Source organism: Vibrio sp. 2-Bac 85 (assembly GCF_037546705.1).
Classification (GTDB): Bacteria; Pseudomonadota; Gammaproteobacteria; order Enterobacterales; family Psychromonadaceae; genus Psychromonas.
Genome location: NZ_JALAAB010000011.1, coordinates 1 through 19,186, shown reverse-complemented (window position 1 = coordinate 19,186; position 19,186 = coordinate 1). Strand labels below are relative to the sequence as shown.

The 19,186-nt window shown below is 37.1% G+C and carries 16 protein-coding genes; 8 read left to right on the top strand and 8 right to left on the bottom strand.

Annotation, left to right across the window (positions count from 1 at the left end; translation table 11 throughout):
* The first annotated feature begins 137 nt into the window (after nucleotides 1–137).
* The 7 genes from paeA to MT390_RS12245 all read left to right on the top strand — a co-directional run bounded on the left by paeA (nucleotide 138) and on the right by MT390_RS12245 (nucleotide 9,875).
* Nucleotides 138–1,415 carry a polyamine export protein PaeA gene (gene paeA / locus MT390_RS12275; RefSeq protein WP_166369844.1) on the top strand — a complete coding sequence of 426 codons (1,278 nt, stop codon included), beginning with the start codon at nucleotides 138–140 and terminating at the stop codon, nucleotides 1,413–1,415.
* A 622-nt stretch (nucleotides 1,416–2,037) separates the two neighbouring features.
* Nucleotides 2,038–3,963, top strand: a complete 1,926-nt coding sequence (speA, locus tag MT390_RS12270; protein WP_499441406.1) for a biosynthetic arginine decarboxylase — start codon at nucleotides 2,038–2,040, stop codon at nucleotides 3,961–3,963.
* Nucleotides 3,964–4,932, top strand: coding sequence for an agmatinase (speB, locus tag MT390_RS12265; protein ID WP_499441404.1), 969 nt, complete (start codon nucleotides 3,964–3,966; stop codon nucleotides 4,930–4,932). It begins immediately after the preceding gene.
* A gap of 845 nt (nucleotides 4,933–5,777) precedes the next feature.
* Nucleotides 5,778–6,881: an alkene reductase gene (locus tag MT390_RS12260; protein ID WP_499441403.1), complete on the top strand. Its 1,104-nt coding sequence runs from the start codon at nucleotides 5,778–5,780 to the stop codon at nucleotides 6,879–6,881.
* Between the two features lie 264 nt (nucleotides 6,882–7,145).
* Entirely contained in the window at nucleotides 7,146–7,994 is an 849-nt protein-coding gene (locus tag MT390_RS12255) for a DMT family transporter (protein WP_166369852.1), read from the top strand.
* 132 nt (nucleotides 7,995–8,126) lie between these two features.
* Nucleotides 8,127–8,750, top strand: coding sequence for an alpha-ketoglutarate-dependent dioxygenase AlkB family protein (locus MT390_RS12250; protein WP_499441401.1), 624 nt, complete (start codon nucleotides 8,127–8,129; stop codon nucleotides 8,748–8,750).
* Between the two features lie 318 nt (nucleotides 8,751–9,068).
* Nucleotides 9,069–9,875 carry a DNA-J related domain-containing protein gene (locus MT390_RS12245; protein ID WP_499441399.1) on the top strand — a complete coding sequence of 269 codons (807 nt, stop codon included), beginning with the start codon at nucleotides 9,069–9,071 and terminating at the stop codon, nucleotides 9,873–9,875.
* 329 nt (nucleotides 9,876–10,204) lie between these two features.
* Here the strand turns inward: MT390_RS12245 and MT390_RS12240 are convergent, their stop codons facing one another.
* The 8 genes from MT390_RS12240 to MT390_RS12205 all read right to left on the bottom strand — a co-directional run bounded on the left by MT390_RS12240 (nucleotide 10,205) and on the right by MT390_RS12205 (nucleotide 18,406).
* On the bottom strand, nucleotides 10,205–10,561 hold the full coding sequence (locus MT390_RS12240; RefSeq protein WP_299664128.1) for a hypothetical protein: 357 nt from the start codon (nucleotides 10,559–10,561) through the stop codon (nucleotides 10,205–10,207).
* A gap of 113 nt (nucleotides 10,562–10,674) precedes the next feature.
* Complete coding sequence (locus MT390_RS12235) at nucleotides 10,675–10,851, bottom strand: DUF1328 domain-containing protein (protein WP_166369880.1); 177 nt, start codon at nucleotides 10,849–10,851, stop codon at nucleotides 10,675–10,677.
* 496 nt (nucleotides 10,852–11,347) lie between these two features.
* Nucleotides 11,348–13,492, bottom strand: coding sequence for a response regulator (locus tag MT390_RS12230; RefSeq protein ID WP_499441396.1), 2,145 nt, complete (start codon nucleotides 13,490–13,492; stop codon nucleotides 11,348–11,350).
* A 273-nt stretch (nucleotides 13,493–13,765) separates the two neighbouring features.
* Nucleotides 13,766–14,218: a response regulator gene (locus tag MT390_RS12225; protein ID WP_166369884.1), complete on the bottom strand. Its 453-nt coding sequence runs from the start codon at nucleotides 14,216–14,218 to the stop codon at nucleotides 13,766–13,768.
* Between the two features lie 10 nt (nucleotides 14,219–14,228).
* On the bottom strand, nucleotides 14,229–15,707 hold the full coding sequence (locus tag MT390_RS12220) for a sensor histidine kinase (RefSeq protein WP_499441394.1): 1,479 nt from the start codon (nucleotides 15,705–15,707) through the stop codon (nucleotides 14,229–14,231).
* A gap of 81 nt (nucleotides 15,708–15,788) precedes the next feature.
* On the bottom strand, nucleotides 15,789–16,013 hold the full coding sequence (locus tag MT390_RS12215) for a hypothetical protein (RefSeq protein WP_499441393.1): 225 nt from the start codon (nucleotides 16,011–16,013) through the stop codon (nucleotides 15,789–15,791).
* Nucleotides 16,014–16,135: 122 nt separating this feature from the next.
* On the bottom strand, nucleotides 16,136–17,482 hold the full coding sequence (locus tag MT390_RS12210) for a sigma-54-dependent transcriptional regulator (RefSeq protein WP_499441391.1): 1,347 nt from the start codon (nucleotides 17,480–17,482) through the stop codon (nucleotides 16,136–16,138).
* 375 nt (nucleotides 17,483–17,857) lie between these two features.
* Nucleotides 17,858–18,406 carry a BON domain-containing protein gene (locus MT390_RS12205; protein ID WP_499441389.1) on the bottom strand — a complete coding sequence of 183 codons (549 nt, stop codon included), beginning with the start codon at nucleotides 18,404–18,406 and terminating at the stop codon, nucleotides 17,858–17,860.
* A 337-nt stretch (nucleotides 18,407–18,743) separates the two neighbouring features.
* Between MT390_RS12205 and MT390_RS12200 the strand changes: the two genes are divergently transcribed.
* Nucleotides 18,744–19,186, top strand: a 443-nt coding sequence (locus MT390_RS12200) for a helix-turn-helix domain-containing protein (RefSeq protein ID WP_499441387.1), incomplete at its 3' end; no start/stop codon positions are given.

The window sequence follows — 19,186 nt, the reverse complement described above, 5'->3', positions numbered from 1 at the left end:
TTGTCGAACTTGAAACTCGCTCTATAATGCGGCTAATTTTAGCGCTATAAAGCCGGTATTGGTTGCTTAAGGCGTATTGATAATGTGTTAAATAGTCATCAATTTGGGTGGCTATAGTGAGATGAAAGGGTTGGAAGATGAGTGATGTGTTGAGCATTGTTTTATTAATACTAGCAGGTGCTTTATTTGCTATGTCGGAGATTTCGGTTGCGGCGGCTAGGAAGATTAAGCTGCGTGTGATGGCGGATGAAGGCAGTGCTAAAGCACTTGATGTGATTGAGCTGCAACAGCAACCGGGTAACTTTTTTGCAATGATGCAAATTGCATTAAATGGTATCTCTATTCTTGGCGGTATTATTGGTGAGCAAGCATTAACTCCTTATATTCGTAAGATGGTCAGTCTGTTTTATCAAGGCCCGTTATTGGGTGAAGTCAGTTTTGTCCTTTCTTTTATTTGCTTAACTTCTTTGTTTATTTTGTTTGCTGATTTATTACCTAAACGGTTGGCTATTATTATGCCGGAAGCGGTGGCTATTCGTATTGTGTCCTTGATGCGCTGGATAACCTTTTTGTTAATGCCGGCTGTGTTTTTGTTTAACGGCCTGACTAATATTATGCTGCGTTTGTTTGGTATTCCTACCGAGCGTACGGAGTTGGTGACAACGGAAGATATTATCGCAATGATGGATGCGGGCGCGGAAGATGGCAGTTTGCAAAAGCAAGAATATCAATTGATTGGTAACGTGTTTGATTTAGAAGTTAGTACCATCGGCAGTGTGATGACTCCGCGTGACCAGATCATCTTTTTTGATTTAGATGATAGTAGCGATGAAATCAGCAAGAAAATTATTGAACAGCCTCATAATGACTTTCTAGTGTGTGATGGTGGCTTGGATAAAATTCGTGGCAGTATTGAATCAAAAGAGATTTTACGCCTAGTGTTAAAAGGGGAGTTGGCACAAATTCACCCAACACAGGTGGATAAAGATTTGTTCTACTTACCTGAAACATTGACGCTTTCTGAAGCATTGAATGCCTTTAAAGTGGCGACTCAACCTTTTGCGGTGATTGTTAATGAATACGCCACTGTGGTCGGTATTGTGACGGTAAAAGATCTGTTGAGCAGCTTTATGGGGGAATTGATCACGCATCAAGATGAAGAGCAAATTGTACAAAGGGATGATTCGTCTTGGTTGATTGAGGGCTTAACACCAATTAATGAAGTAATGCGTTGCCTAGCGATTGAAGAGTTTCCTGATCGTATTCAATATGAAACGATTGCTGGTTTTATGATTTATACACTGAAACGTTTACCTAAACGCACCGACCATTTTACCCACCAAGGTTACAAGTTTGAGGTGTTGGATCTGGAAGGTGTTCGTGTTGAACAAATTCTGGTGACTAAGCTTAAGTAACCTCAGTTCTGGATAAGCAAAGCGATACAACACCGTTATTTCCGCGGATTTCTTTGTTAAACACTCTCTCAATAACCAGTTGTTGAGAGATAAAGTAGTTCATTTAACTTGTTTGATAGATACGAGTACATATCTAGAACCACATAACCATCGCCACATAACCACATAACCACATAACCATCACCACACAGCAATCACACAATAAGCGCACAAAATAAATTTTATTATTGTGCGCTTATATCCAGCCCATTCTCTTCTTATTTTACACACTATTTAGCATCACTTTTTTTGTAAGTTTAACCTGTAATTTTTGTGTGTTTATTTTGTATAACGCTTTTTAAATCAATTACTTTTATTTCCTTAAATTGCTTGCTTTTTAGTCTATATTGGCGTTTTCAATCAATAAAAATGGTTGAACTAGCTGTCTGTTCAATTTTTTTTGTTAAACAACACAAAATTATTATCTAGACGTGATGCCGTTATTACCCAATAATCCGCGCCATAAATTGTGCGATAGCCATTGTTTTTAATTCTATTTAATTCCTGTTAATTAGAAAAATAAAAAGGCGGCCATCGAGCTGTGATTTCAGTTCACTGAGTCATCATTATTCCTACATTATTATTGAGAGATCTAAATTTGCAACATTCAACTGATATGGAACGCATTCGAGCGGAATACAATGTTCGTTACTGGAGCCAAGGTTTTTATGGGATCAACGACCAAGGTGAGGTGTATGTTTCACCGCGCAGTGGTAGTGATCATCAGCTTGCATTAAGTGACATTGCAACGCAATTGGCTGAGCGTAATTTAAGCATGCCTGCTTTAGTGCGTTTCCCACAAATATTACACCAACGTGTACACAATATTTGTGATGCTTTTAACCAAGCAATTCAAGAAGTTGAATACGATAATCGTTACTTATTGGTTTACCCTATTAAAGTTAACCAACAAAAAGAAGTGGTTGATGAAATTTTAGCAAGCCAAGCTGGATTAGAGCATAAGCAACTTGGGCTTGAAGCGGGCAGTAAACCGGAATTATTAGCCGTATTAGCGTTGGCCCATAAAGCCAGTTCAGTGATTGTTTGTAATGGTTACAAAGACAGAGAATATATTCGTTTAGCATTAATTGGTGAAAAACTAGGCCATAAAGTACTGATCGTATTAGAGAAATTATCTGAACTTGATTTAGTGTTAGAAGAAGCACGTTCGTTAGGCGTTAAACCGCGTATGGGCTTGCGTATTCGTTTAGCTTCTCAAGGCGCCGGTAAATGGCAATCAAGTGGTGGTGAAAAGTCTAAATTTGGTCTTGCTGCTGCTCAAGTATTAACGGTTGTTGAACGCTTAAAAGCAGAAAACCAATTAGATACATTACAACTAGTACATTTTCACCTAGGTTCGCAAATGGCGAATATTCGTGATGTACGTAATGGTGTGAGTGAAGCGGCACGTTTTTATTGTGAATTACGTACGATGGGTGTGCCATTAGATTATTTAGATGTCGGCGGTGGTTTAGCGGTAGATTACGATGGAACACGTAGCCAATCTCATAATTCAATGAATTATAGTTTAGCGGAATATGCACGTAATATTGTGATCACGATTAGTGATATTTGTAATCTTTATGATCAACCTAAACCTGCGATTATTTCTGAGTCTGGTCGTTCATTAACAGCGCATCACGCGGTGTTAATCACCAATGTTATTGGTGCAGAAACTTACAAACCAGAAGTAATTGAAGCACCGGTTGAACCTGGTTCGTTATTACTACAAAACATGTGGAATAACTGGAGCTTATTATCTGGCGGCAGTGATGACCGTGCGTTAATTGAGATTTATAACGATACACAAAGTGACATTGTAGAAGTACATAATCAATTTGCGACGGGTGTATTAAGTTTGCAAGAACGCGCTTGGGGTGAGCAAGTTGCATTACGCATTTACCATGAATTAAGTGCGCAAATGAGTACTAAAAATCGTTTTCATCGTCCTATTTTAGATGATTTAAACGAGCGTTTAGCGGATAAGTTCTTTGTTAACTTTTCACTATTCCAATCAGTACCAGATGCGTGGGGAATTGATCAAGTATTCCCAATTTTACCGCTGTCTAATTTGCAGAATGCGGGCGAGCGTCGCGCTGTATTGTTAGATATTACCTGTGATTCTGATGGTGTGATTGACCAATATGTTGATGGACAAGGCATTGAAACAACCTTACCGGTACCAGCTTGGTCTGCTGATAAACCTTACTTAATGGGCTTTTTCTTAGTGGGGGCTTATCAAGAGATTTTAGGTGATATGCATAACCTATTTGGCGACACGCACAGCGTTGTGGTTAATGTGGATGAGCAGGGTGGATGGGAAATAGAATCGATTAATGAAGGTGATACGGTTGAAGATGTGATGAAATACGTACACATCGACGTTGAAGCGATTCGTGATAATTACCGTGCATTGGCATCATCGCGTATATCGGTTGACGAGCAGCAAAGTATTTTAGATGAGTTAGAGCAAGGTTTAGCGGGTTACACTTACTTAGAGGGTTTTTAAATGTCGGCATCCTTTAACGATTTATTCACCAAAGAAGATTACTCATTATATTCTAATGCGATGACGTTTATGCGTCGTCCGTTAGTGAAAAATCCTTTGGCGAAAGATCCATTGGCAGAAAGTGCGGATGTAGTGGTGTTAGGTGTGCCTTTTGATATGGCGACATCAGGTCGTTCTGGTGCGCGTATGGGCCCAGATGCTGTGCGCCGCGCATCGGTTAATTTATCTTGGGAAAGTAAAAAATTCCCATGGGAATTTAAACTGTTTGATCATACTAAGGTGATTGATGCCGGTGATTTAGTATTTGATTGTGGTGATGCAGAAGACATGACACAACGCCTTGAAGCTGCAGCGGATCAAATTCTAAGCAGTGGTAAAATGTTGCTGAGCTTAGGGGGCGATCACTTTGTTACGCTTCCTTTGTTACGTGCTTATGCGAAGCATCATGGTGAGATGGCATTAATTCATTTTGATGCGCATACGGACACCTACAATAACGGCAGTCGTTATGACCACGGCACGATGTTTTACCATGCGCCTAAGGAAGGGTTGATTGACCCTAAGTCGTCGGTACAAATTGGTATTCGTACTGAATATAAACAGCAAGGTCATGGCTTTAATGTGATTAATGCAATGCAAGCGAATGATTTATCAGTTGATGAGATTGTGTCTCAGGTTAAACAGATTGTCGGTGACAAACCGGTATATTTAACCTTTGATATTGATTGCTTAGATCCTGCTTTTGCGCCAGGTACTGGAACGCCTGTTTGTGGCGGTATTAGCTCCGATAGAGCGTTAAAGATTATTCGAGCTCTGCAGGGGATTAATTTGGTGGGTATGGATGTGGTTGAAGTGTCACCAGCCTACGACCAAAGCGAGATCACTGCGCTTGCTGCTGCAACAATCGCACTAGAGTTATTGTACGTTTGGACAGCTAACAAATTAAACGCGTCTAACGTCACTGCTTAGCATTTGCTTGGTACTTACTTAGCATTACTGCTATTTACTTTCTAATACAGCGTCTATTTACGGTAGGATTTTAAAAAATCCTGTAAATAGACGTTATGCACTTCTAAGTTGAATCTGCCGTTTAATTAACTGATTAATAAACCAACTTAGTAAACTATATTAGCCTGCTAGTCTGCCGAAAAGTCATCTTAAAAGTGAACTTAAACGCCATTAAAAATTGTTATCTAATAATGCTTTTAATACGCGACGGCGAGATATCACACCAACCACTTTATTATTTTAGCTATTGTTTTCGTTGATAACTGGATAAGTTTTTGGTTGAGGACCCACCATCTTTTCAGCTAATGAGAAGATCGTTTGATCTGCTCTAACACTTAATACTTCTTTTACGTTACTTGATTTATTGCAAGGGGCTGTACTTTGCTTTGAGCTTATTTTCTCTCATCTTATTTCTTTTCATCTCAAAACAATATTAATACAGGTAGGGCTGGGGCAAGCTAGGTTAATGAGATTAATGAGTCGCAGAGCCGTCGTTAATTGAGCTGATATATATAACGTTTAATTATTATTATGATAATTAATCATAATTTTAATGTATCAATAGGAAGGCGTATATTGCTACCTATCGAAGCGATACTGCGCTTCATAATTAATCATTACGCTTGGCGTTGAAGATATTTACGCAGCTTGCAGCAAGGTAAATGCAACAGGTAAAAAAGTGACTCGGCACTATTAAAGGTGGAATCACTCATATTACTTTTAATAAAGACTCCGATGAATATCAAACAGAATTGATTCAAAGTGAATCTTAATGCCAAGCTGAATAACTTTTAAAGGAAATTATAATGACAGATTTACTCTTTCAACCACTTCAATTAGGCAAAATTTCATTAAAAAACCGTATTGTAATGCCTCCGATGACACGCTCTCGTGCTACTCAACCGGGAAATGAAGCGAATGAAATAATGGCTGAGTATTATTCACAACGCACAGGTGCAGGGCTTATTGTTAGTGAAGGCACACAAATTTCTGCATTAGGTCAAGGCTACGCTTGGACACCGGGTATTTATAGTGCAGCACAGATTGCAGGTTGGAAAAAAGTAACAGATGCCGTACATGAAAAAGGCGGTGTTATGTTTGCTCAGCTTTGGCATGTTGGTCGAGTATCACACCCAGATAACACGGGCGGTGTTCAACCGATTTCTTCTTCTACTTTAAAAGCTGAAAATGTAAAAGTATTTGTTGATGACGGTGTTGGCGCGCCTGGTTTTGTTGATGTAGTTGAACCTCGTCAAATGACGAAAGCGGATATTAAAGCTGTTATTGAAGAATATCGTCAAGCGGCACTGAATGCTCTTGAAGCGGGATTTGATGGTATTGAGTTGCATGCTGCTAATGGTTATTTAATCAATCAATTCATTGATTCAAACGCTAATAATCGTACTGATGAATACGGCGGTAGTATTGAAAATCGCCTGCGTTTTTTAAGTGAAGTGGTTGCTGCAATGGCTGATGCTATTGGCGCAGATCGTGTGGGTGTTCGTTTAGCCCCGTTTACGTCATTAAATGGTACGGTTGATGCAACGCCCGTTGAAACTTATAGCGCCGCCGCTGCATTATTGAATACGCATAATATTGTTTATATTCATATTGCAGAAGTGGATTGGGATGATGCACCTGAAACACCTTTATTATTTAAAGAAAATGTTCGCGCAGCTTATCAAGGTACATTAATTTACGCGGGACGTTATGATGCTGAAAAAGGCGAGCAAGCTATTAAAAGTGGATTGGCTGATATGATTGGTTTTGGGCGTCCATTTGTGTCTAACCCCGACTTACCAAATCGTATTAAAAATGGATACCCATTAGCAGCTCATGATCCAGAGTCGTTATTCGGTGGCGCTGAAAAAGGCTTAACGGATTATCCTGAATATAGTCAGCCTGAGTAAGCTAAGCTATCTCTTAAAAAGGTATACCTCAGAAAGCTATACCTTAAAAACTATACTTTAAAAAGCTATACCTCGGAAATTAAACCAGAATAAATCTAAGCATAGTTAATCTGAATGTTACAAATAAGTTAAGCTAATTATTGTGACTCAGTTAAACTAGCGTGACTAGTCATTCAGTTTATTAAAAGCAACCTTACGGAACAGTCTGGTTGCTTTTTTGTGTTTATAAAACGTAAAAATAAAACAACTAAAAAGAGAAAACCGATGCGCGGAGAGTTTCATTTATTATTAGCTACATTGCTAGCAGCTGTTGGTTGGATTGCTTCTAAAATAGTGATTGAGTCAGTACCGGGTGACATCTTTTTATCGGTTCGATTTTTGTTCGCGAGTCTTATCTTATTTCCTTTTTGTTACAAAAAAGTATTACGCTTAAACTTCAAACAAGTTATATCAGTGTGTTCCGTTGGCCTTATTTTAGCCGCTTCAATGAAGGTCTGGATATATGCGATGTCTATTACAGCAAGCGTCTCTGAAGGGGCCTTTATCATGAGTTTAGCGATGATTATTGCGCCTTTTACTTCATGGTTGTTTTTTCGTCAACGTCCTAGCAGAGCATTCTGGTTCGCGTTACCTATTGCGATTGCTGGCATGATGTTGATGACACTGTCTAATGGTTGGCAGGTAGAGAAAAGCCAATGGTGTTTTTTACTTGCTTCTGCGTTACTGTCTATGCATTTTGTATTTAATAAAAAGATGTCCAGCAGTGTTAAACCGCTTATCTCTATCTTTATACAGTTATTGACGGTAGGTATTTTTACTGCACTTTTTGCTGTGTTTAGCGAACAAGCTCATTTTGAATTAACCAATTACGTGATAGTTTGGTTCGTTATTTCTGCTGTTGTTGCGACTTCAATCCGTTATTTATTACAAACCATGGGACAACTTTCAATTAAGATCGAAACCGCCGCATTAATCATGATTTTAGAACCCATTTGGACACTGCTCATGAGTATGCTGGTGCTTGGAGAAATACTTGAAACACAAAAGCTGATAGGGGCTGCTATTATATTTTTGTCGTTATTTCTTTATATTAAGCTTTCTAGAAGATACTGAAGTTTTGTAGAGAATAGTGCTGTTTTGTAGAGAATAGTGCTGTTTTGTAGGAAATAGTGAAGTATTGTAGAAAATAGTGAAGTTTTACAAATATTAGCTTAGTGATGAGTTTGCTTTAAAAGAGGAAATAGAATGTACAATCTAGACTTATTTTCAGCGCTAGAAGAGTCGCCGATTAACATTATCAATTACGATGGGATCGTAGAGTACCATGGACTGTTAATTCCCTTTGATGAAGCGAATGATTTCTTTGATATCTTGCTTAACACCATTCAATGGAAACATGACCAAGCAAATATTTTAGGTGAAGTGATTGTGACTAAAAGAAAGGTCGCTTGGTATGCTAATGAATCTTTTAATTACACTTATTCTAATATGACGAAAGTCGCCTTACCCTGGACGCCTGAACTGCTAGTATTAAAAAAGAGGGTAGAAGAAGCAACGGGGCATCAATTTAATTCTTGTTTATTAAACCTCTATAGTACTGGTGAAGAAGGGATGGCTTGGCATAACGACAGTGAAACTGATTTACAAAAGAATGGGGCAATTGCTTCATTAAGTTTTGGTGCAGAGCGTAAGTTTTCTTTTAAACATAGAGTAAACCAAGATACGAAGTCGATTTTCTTACAACATGGCAGTTTATTAGTCATGAAAGGCGCAACCCAAACTCACTGGTTACATCGATTACCACCGACTAAAAAAGTCACTACAGCACGTATTAATTTGACGTTTCGTACCATTGATCAGAACTATTAAGTTATAGGCGATTAAATAGCTAAGGAACCTGCAAATCACTTTTATTATACCCGATTCAAAATTGATAATGCCGAAAAGCAAACACCTTCGTTGTTGTTATTAAAGAAATAGAGTTGTTATTAAAGAAAGAGATATCGACTTATACTTCTTGAATTCAAGACTTCTTTAATCTAACTATAAGATGATTTAAATCTGCTACGCTTATGGTTGTAGTGGTATAAGTGCAAATTTATAAATAAGAGCTAAACATATATTTCTTGTATTGCGGTTAATGATATTAGCTTAAGGGGTATAAGTTCATGAAAGGGAGCAGTGTTAGTGAGTCAGCATCAACAAAGTGAACAGCAAAGTGATTATCAACAAAGCAATGATTATAAAAGTGAGCAGAAAAACAAGGAACAAAAAAATAGCTATCACAACAGTCGTTTATTAAAAATGCTTAAAGGTTATCCGCAAGGGATCAAAGAGTATGATCTGTTAACAATGTTACAGCAGCAACAATGTCCACAACAACCCCCACAAGAATCTCCAAAAAAAACGCCTGAATCGGCACCAAAAACACCACCAGAACAAGAGCCGCAAGCAAATTCGATAGATACGGCTTACTCGAAAAAAGAACCTTTTTCTAGAAATGCCACCTTCTTTGATAACTTAGACCTCTTTCAGAAACACTTTCTTTTATTTCATGCACTCTATAAGTTAAATGATCAATTACAAGCAGCTCAAGAGGGCATGCTTATTATCGAAGCCTTAAATATTCAATTTTTACCTGCCGAGCAAGGTCAGCAAAATAGAGCTAATGACCCTAAGTATAATCTACACCTTGAGTTGGCAAATCATGATCCATTAAGGGATTATTATTTGGATATCAAAAATTTTCACGATACATCAAGTGAAGATGTCGATAATCTATTAGACAGTTTTTGGCTTAATATGGGAGACAATAGTGAAAAGGACAGCGCATTAGCTTTACTTGATTTACAAGAACCCTGTGATTTAGTGATTATTAAAAAGCGCTATCGACAATTATTGGCAAAATACCATCCCGATAAAGGTGGGTGTGTTGAAACGACTAAGGCATTGAATGATGCGATGTCAGTATTGAAGCGTTGTTATCCAGCTTAATGTTTGAGTTGAATAAGCTTTGTCTGGTAACGCTGTTATTCTAGCTAAAGTGAAAAGTGAATTAAAAGTGAAGTGAAAAAGGGCATCAAAAACTTTGTATATCTCCCCGATACTAGATTGTTATTTTTGGCTTTATGATATGTTTGCAACTTACAAAGCCCAATAAAAAATGCATCGTGTATTAGCACGATGCATTTTTGTTAACTATTAGCATATTTTAGTGATATTTTAAGCCATGCTTGAAGTTATTCTTAAGGCTATGCTTAAAGCTATATTAGGCTAAAAGGTAGTTAGTTTTTAGTTCACCTTAATATGTTATGGCTTAGTGATTAACAGTCTTTATCTTCAGCGCCTAATTTACCTTTAACATCTTCACAGGCATCTTCTATTGCATTACCTGTATCAGTCGCTGCGTCTTTTATTTTGTCACCTGCATCGCTAGCGGCATCTTTAGAATCAGAGACAGCTTCGGTTAGTGTATCGCCAGCTTCTCCCGCTGCATTTTTAGTATCTGAGACAAGCGTATCAAGATTATCGCCAGCGTTTTCTGCAAATGATTTAGTTTCTGCAGCTGCTTCGTCAATGTTTTCGCCTGCTGTTTCTGCGCTATCATCGCTACAAGCCGCTAAACCTAATGTTGAAGCCAGTGTTAATACTAATAGTGTTTTTTGTTTGTTAAAGTTCATAGTCGATCTCCAGTAATAATTAATTTATGTGATATAGATTCACTTTAATGTTTAAAGTTCAAATGTTTAATGTGTATAAAATAGATTTGCTTAAATGCGTAACATTCAAATCCTTAAAGCTTTGGTGTTCGACCTCTTAGCGCATTAGCAATTAATGAAATCACCAGTAATACGACAAACACAAAGAATATTATTTTAGCTATTCCTGCCGCTGCTCCGGCTATTCCTGCAAAACCTAACACACCTGCGATAATTGCGACGATAAAGAAAGTTAATGCCCAACCTAACATGTGACGCTCCTTTTTTTGTATGTTGAATGATGTTGTTGATATACATATTGCGAGATACGTGCCAGTTTTTAAGTGATTGATTTTAAAGTTTTAAAATGTTTTTCCTGTTTTTTTGAAAATGAGTTGAAGTAAACTTTACAAGATAAAATGTAAAGTTTGCAGAGCAAAGAAGGCGTGAATTACTCTATTGTCGTTGCTGTTTCAATACTGCGAGGAAGGCTGTTATTGAAATTGATAGGCTAGTGAGCTTGATTGGTTTGATTGGTTAGATTGGATAGGTTATGAGAGTTGATAGGTTATGGGAATAGTAGGTCGAATAATCTTTAGAGGCATTTAATTTATTGTTAATAAATTGCACCGATAACCATCGCTAATAATAAGCAATGGTTATCGGTGTAGTGATGTAATAGGGGAGTAGTTTAGTGATGCAGTAGCTTTAGCGATTTAGCTAAAAAGTTAAAACTACTTCAAGATTTAACTCGAAGTTAAATAGAAGTTAAATAATACTTTTAAGCATCGCTAAATTGATGGGCTTTAATAACGCTTGGTCAATCGCAAACTCGGTTAAGGTTTCAGTGCTAATTTCATTACCGCTGATGATGGTTATTTTACTATCTGGCAATAACAAGCGTAATTCCTTTGAAAAAGCTAACCCGTTTGCATCGGGTAAATTGATATCCAGTAAAATACGGTCGTATAGATCATCTTTAGTTGGTTGATCTTTACTGGTTAATAAAGATATCGCTTCAGCGGCGCTGTGCGCAATTTGCGTTTGTACATTGAGGTTATTCAGTAATAATGCAGTTATTTGAGCGGCATCTTGATCGTCTTCAATAATTAAAAACCGTTTTGATACCTCGGCAGCCTCTAAATTCTGTGCTGTCGATTGAGAGCTTATTGCTGAAGTATTGCTCAGATTATTCGTATTCAGTTGATCATCGATTGAGTTGTTTTTTGTTTGTTGCGGCGCGATTAAATGGCCATCTTTAGTATTAACAAGTGCTGACGAAGCGTTGCCAATTGTTTCAGTTTCAGCTTCAATTTCAGTTTTAGTATCAGAAGAGCTTATATTGATGCCTAAACAATTTATTAATGCTCGATATAATACTTCTCTATCTACCGGTTTTGCCACTACATCATTAAAACCGAGCAATTTTAGTTCTTGATCAACACCCTTCATGGTGGCAGCTGTAACCGCGATAACCGGTGTGGCGATCTCCATGCTTCTTAATTTGGCAATGGCTCGTTTACCATCTAACACTGGCATATGAATATCCATCAAGATGCTATCAAAGGGCGTCCCTTGTACCTGTGCTTCGATGATTTTAGTAACTGCTTGGCCACCATTAACTGCATAGTAAACACTTAACCCAAAGGAGCGGCAAATAAAGCCAATTAAGTTTCTAATATCTTTTATATCATCAACAATTAAAATACGTCCGCTTATTTGCGGCAGAGTAGCCTCAGGTGCTTGCGCGTTGATAGGGTTAAAGGCAAATGGTTCAATAGGTGTATTAGATAAGTCACCAAGATTCAAACTAATAATGAATTTACTGCCAACATTTTCCTCTGATTCAACTTTTATTGTGCCATCCATCTTTTTTAATAATTCGCAGCAAATGGCTAGCCCTAATCCCGCTCCTTCCTCATTACGAGAAACAATGTCTTCAACTTGCTCAAAGGGTTTAAAGATGGTTTTTAATAAATGTTGAGGAATACCAATACCTGTATCGGTGATAGTGAAATATAAGGTATTTTTATCCGCCTCTGTTTGTAACCAGATATCAATGGTCACGGCCCCATTATCGGTAAACTTGATGGCGTTATGAATCAAGTTTATAAATACTTGCCTTAAACGAATAGGATCGGCATTGATTTCAAGTGGTAGTGGGGTGGTTGTGTTGATATTTAGTGAAATACCTTTGTCTTCTGCGGTCACTGACATTAACGCGTACAGGTCTGTAATAAAGTTGTCTAAGGCAATATCTGCATTATTTAATTCTAATTTATCTGCGGCTATTTTAGAGAGGTCTAATACGTTATTTAACAGCCCTAATAAATGCTTACCATTATTTAATATCGTATTTAATTCAGACTTAATATGGGTATTTTCCTGGTGCGATAATAAAAGTTCCGTATACCCCAAAATAGAGGTCAGGGGAGTTCGTAGTTCATGGCTTAGATGTGCAACAAACTTATCTTTGGAACGGTTTTTAGTCTCTGCTTTAATGCGCTCTAAGCGTTCATTTTCAACTTCTTTACGAGAAAGTGCATAGCGAATCGCACGGTGAAAACGCGTGGTATTAAGTTCTGACTTGATAACGTAATCAACCGCGCCGGCATCCAGCGCATTATTATCTAATTGGCTATCCGACTGCCCAGTCAACATAATAATAGGAATGGTACAGCCTGCATTAATCGCTTGCTTTAACACTTTTAAACCATTCAATGAGCCAAGTTGAAAATCAAGTAAACAGATATCGTGTTTATTTTGTTTGAGTAAGACTAAAGCTTCAACGGCACTATCTGTCCATTGAATTTCAAATTGATAATTGGAGACCTGTTGAAGATAGTCACTGGTTAATAGGTAATCATCTTCATCATCTTCTACCAGCAATACTCTTTTTATAGATTCAGTCATGGCTAAGTCTTCATTGATTATAATTTAAATTGAATTCAGCTTTTAAAGCGCTTGGTTCAGGCGTTACAGAGTACTACTTCGGCGCTATTTAGAGGCTAGTTAAGTACTAGCCATATATTTTCAGACAGTAAGTGATGAGTTCTGTTGCTTTACGGACAAGTAACTCAAGCATTTTTAAAATAACTAACGTTTACAACTAACACTAACAACTAACGCTAACAATTAATACGAACAACAATTAGCGCTAGAAAAATTGGTTATTACAAGAAGCGGTTAATCATCATTAGAAACAGGAAATTCAACAAACTCAATCCAATATTTCCCTAATACTTTCATCAATTCAACTAAACCTTCAAAATTAACGGGCTTAGTAATATACGACGCAGCGCCTAAGTTATAGCCCTTAATTTTGTCTTCTTCTTGTTTTGAAGTGGTTAAAATAACTACCGGAATACCCTTTAAGTTTGGGTTCTCTTTAATCTCTTTAAGCGCCTCGCGTCCATCTTTACGCGGCATATTAAGGTCTAGTAATATTAAATCAGGTCTTGGTGAGTTGCATTTATCTTGGTATTGACCTTCTCGGTTTAAATATTCAAGTAATTCAACACCGTCTTCAACACAATGCAGTTTATTTAATACACGGCTTTCTGCTAGCGCATCTTGAGCTAATAGGCGATCATCTTCATCATCATCTGCGATTAAAATGGTAATTGCTTTTGTATTCATTTATGTAACCTTAACTGGTTGTTGTAAAAGTAAAATCATGTGGGATTTTGATTGTAAATTCAGTGCCTACATCAACCTCACTTTGTACTGAAATAATACCGCCATGGCGCTCTACGATACGTCTACATACCGCTAGACCAATGCCTGTTCCTTTATACTGAGTACGTGCATGTAAACGTTGGAATGGGATAAATATTTTATCTTCAAACTCTTGTGAAAAACCAATGCCGTTATCTTTTACGATGATTTCATACCATAAACTGTCGGTTTCTAATTGCGGGTCGTAGACCATGGTTTCTTTGTAATTGATATTGATATGCGGTGAAACGGCTTCTTTTTTGAATTTTATTGCATTGCTTAGCAGGTTCAAAAATAGTTGATCAAGTTGTGATTTATCACCATTTATCACGGGTAATGAGGTTACTATGATCTCCGCCTTACTTTCTTCAACGGCCACTTCTAAATCATCTAATACGGCTTCTAATACTTCATCTAGCGCAACATTTACAAATTGCTTACCTCGAGTATTAATACGAGAATATTCGAGTAGGTCATTGATTAAATTCGACATCCGTTCTGCCGCATTATACATTCGTTGAAGGTAATCCTGACCTTTAGGGTCAATTTCAGTAGCGTAGGTGGTCATCAGGCGATCACCAAAAGCCCTAATTTTTCTTAACGGCTCTTGCAAGTCATGTGATGCCACAAAAGCAAAGTCTTCTAATTCTCGGTTACTGCGTGATAACTCTTCGGAGTACAGAGTTAACTCTTTGGTGCGCTCTCTCACTTCATCGGCTAGTTTTTCATTTTGTTGCTCTAAATTATCTTTGTATTGTTGCTCTGTTTTATTATTAATACGTACTAAAAACCATAATCCAAATAATAATAAAAAACTGGTGATAGCGGAGATACTAAAGGTCACCTGTGCTTCTTTTTCAATTTTATTGAGTTTTTTGTATAGGTTATAACGATATTGAACTTCAGCACTTTGTAATTCATCAAAATAAGTTTTGATTTCGCTATAAAGGTTTTTACCTCTACCCGTCATTACTGCGCGAATAGCACTTTTTTCTTTGTCGTTTAGGGCGAGTTCAACGGTGTAGGTCAGTTCATCTAATTTTGTTTCAACGAGCTTCAACAATACTTGTTGTTTTTCTTTATTAGCGACCATATCTAACTGCAGTGCTTTGACTTTTAGAATTTGACTTAATACTAATGAAAGCGCTTCTTGGTAGGGTGCTAAATATTCTTCATCTTCAGTTAATAAATAGCCACGTTGCCCAGTTTCTGCTGATAAAACAAGTATATGTAATTTATCTAAGGCTAAAATAACTTCCCCTGTGTTGGTTAAGCTTTTCTGTGTTTTTGCTAGTTCATCGATTGTTTTTAATGCTAATACGACATTAATAGTGATCATGCCGATGACGATAAAGTAGATTAATGCCCATGAAATTCGTTTGTTATCTAATAGGCGAGCAATCGATGTCATTTATTTTCCTATATATTTGCTTTAAAAGCGTTTTTAAAGATAAGTTAAAACTTAATTTACCTTAGATTTATCTAGCCACAATTAATCCGATTTTTTATTTGCAATGTACTCTAAAGACTCGCTACATTGTTGGCACGAAATAAGAATTTTATCAGCGGCTTCTAATGCTTTTTCGATTGGCATATTATTTTCAAGTACTAATTTAATCATCTCTGCCTGCATTGAAATTCTATTTAATGGGGCACGGGCATCATGAATTAGTTCATTGATTTTTTTTGCTTCACTGTTGTTTACTTGCTCACTCATTACTTAAGTAACCTTATCTATTAGTTAATGATTTAACGTAGAAGTCTTTGAAAATAGAACCTCACTCAGCTTTCGTTTTAGTTGCTAACTCAGCGCTTATACAAATGGCTTGCTCAAATACTTTACTCTTTAAATTCGCCATAGGCATGCAGGCGGTTGTATAAGGTTTTAGTACTAATGCCTAGCATCTCAGCTGCCAGTGATTTATTACCATTTACATCTTTTAAGGTGACTTTGATTAATTCTTTTTCAACATCTTCTATGGTTTGCCCTGCACTTACACTGTGGCTACTTTCTGATATCGAAGAGAAAGGCGACCTGAATATTGTTGGTAACTCAATCGATGTCGACTGTGGATCTGACATAATAAAAGCGCGATGAATGGCATGACGCAATTCTCGTACGTTACCTGGCCAGTCATAGTCCATAAGGCGTTGTAATTGTATCGCTTGCCATTGGTACTGGCGGTTATTCTCTTCATTAAGTTCATGCAAAAAAGTATGGGCTAATAAAGGGATGTCCTCTTTACGTTCGCGTAAAGCAGGGATCGCAATAGGAAAAACTGCCAACCTAAAATAGATATCTTCGCGTAAACATTTCTTCTCTGCAATCTCTGCAACGCTGCGATTAGAGGCTGAAATAACACGGCAATTAACCGTTACTTCTTTGGTACCACCTACCGAGGTGACTTTTTTATTCTCTAATACACGTAATAAATTCGGTTGCATATCAATTGGCATTTCAGTCACTTCATCTAAAAATAAAGTGCCATCACCTGCACGTTGAAATACGCCTTCTTTTTTAGCAATTGCTCCCGTAAAAGCACCTTTTTCATGACCAAACAATTCACTTACAATGAGCTCTTTGCTTAAAGCGCCACAGTTGGTTGCTATCAGTTGATGATCTGTATTGTTCACTTTATTAGTCGCGCTATGAATAGCTTGTGCAACAACCTCTTTACCAACGCCGCTCTCTCCCATCAACATCACATTAGCCTGTGTCAAAGAAACACGTTCAATCATGGTATAAAGCGCTTTCATCGCATCGGACTCACCAATTAAACAACCAAAATGTTTATTTGGTAACGATGAATTATGTTTTTTATTTGTTGCTTTGGGACTTTTGTGTGAAAGCGCTTGTTCTAAATCTTCACGTTGTAAAGGTTTAGCAAGGTAGTCTATTTTAGGGCCACATAAGCTGTCTAACATCCCTTTTACTAAGGGGTGTCCTGTGATCAGTGTGATATAAGGTGTTTGATCAGACTTATTAATGTAATCAATTAAGTGCAAGCCGCTTCCATCGGGCAACATAAAGTCTAAAAAAATATGCTCAAAGTCATTATTTTCTAGTATCTGATACGCTTCCTGTAAAGAATTAGCCGTCATGATGTCATGCCCAAGAAACTCAATAATATGACATGCTACACTTGTAAACTCTTCATCGTCATCAACTAATAATATATTTAACACGGTCATCCTTTATGGTCATTCAATAGACTTTTTGCCTATCACTAAAATATTTTATAATGTCACATACTAGCAATTTTTAACGGCAAGTGATTACACATTTTTATTCAAATATCGACTTTTTAACAACCTGCCTCGTTTAAAAGGAAGATTTTTTATTGTGTATTATTAATTAGTTAAAGATCTTTATACAAATTACTCCTTAAGATATAGGCATTAATACTTTAGAATTTGATAGGGAGGTTTGTATGATTTAATCAAAAGGTTTAGATAGCTTTTAAATAGTTTTTAAATGGCTTTGAATTAGTAATGGCTTTATGTGCATGAAAAAAGCACACCGAAGTATGCTTTATTTGATTCTTGAGCACTGATTAATATTTAACTGTCAGCAACTTCTAATTTGTTTATAACAGATTTCACATCTTCGCTGTTTTTAGCGATCATCACTGCTAATTCTTCTTCACTGTCTGAGTCAACTTCACCGGTTAATATCACTACGCCATTAAGCACTTCAACTTCGATGCTTGTTCCGCTCACGTCCGATGACATTAATAATTTACTTTTAACCACGGCTTCAACTTTTGAGTCGGTTAACGAAGCAACCAATTCACTATCTTGTTCTTTATTAATCACTGAAAGTTTGTTGTCAACTGAATCAACACCTTCAAGGCTTGCTACTAGCTCTTCCGCCAAAGATTTATCTACGGTGCTATCTACTTTACCCGTTAGGATCACAACACGGTCTTGCACATCGGTATTAATATCAAAAGAGTTTAAATGACTGTTAAATAAAAGCGTTGTTTCTGCTTTACCATCTAACCATGCATCTTTAGATTTATCTTCCCATGTATTGTCTGCGAATACGGCTGTTGAACCTGCAGTGAACAAAGTAAGTGCAATAATTGAACGAATTGAGTTTTTCATCATTTTCTCCTTTTTGATTAGGTAATATAGATTAGCGATTATTATGCCAAAACTGTAAGTTGTTGATTTTTAATTGTTATAGTTTTTTTAGGTGGCTTTTTAGTAAACTCACTTTGTTTTTATTACATGCGTTAATGTAAAAATTACAAGGGAGTATCGCCGGTAAGCATTGACCTCACGGCTCGCTGGTTTTGCATCTTAAATGATCACGGTTATAGCACCCCTCTAGGATAACTTCACGAGTAATCCTAGAGGGGTGCTTTTGCCTATTATACCAAAGGAATTTAATTGGTGATCTAATGTGATATTATGCATTTACCATTAATTGCTCGATTATCATATGAATAATATTTCCAAAATAAAAATTCCATACACAAATAATGCTAGCCTTAAACTGCGCTATTTGGCTGTGCAAAAGTTCCATGATGGTCACTCTAGAACATCCATTGCTGGGATATTAAATGTAAGTCGTCGATTAGTTAACGAATGGATAACAAAATATCTATCGGGTGGATTTGATGCGTTAGCATTAAAGAAAGCTACTGGTCAGCCTTCTCGTTTAAGTAATGAGCAAAAATCTCAATTAAAAGAATACGTAATAAGTCATGCTGTCAAAGCGCAGGGAGGTCGTTTAATGGGTAAAGACATTCAAAAATATATCCAAGACACCTTTAATGTAAATTACTGTGTAAGAAATATTTACCGTTTAATGAAAGAGCTAGGTATCGTTTGGATAACTTCTCGTTCGAAGCACCCAAAGCAAGACTTGGCAGCCCAAGAAGT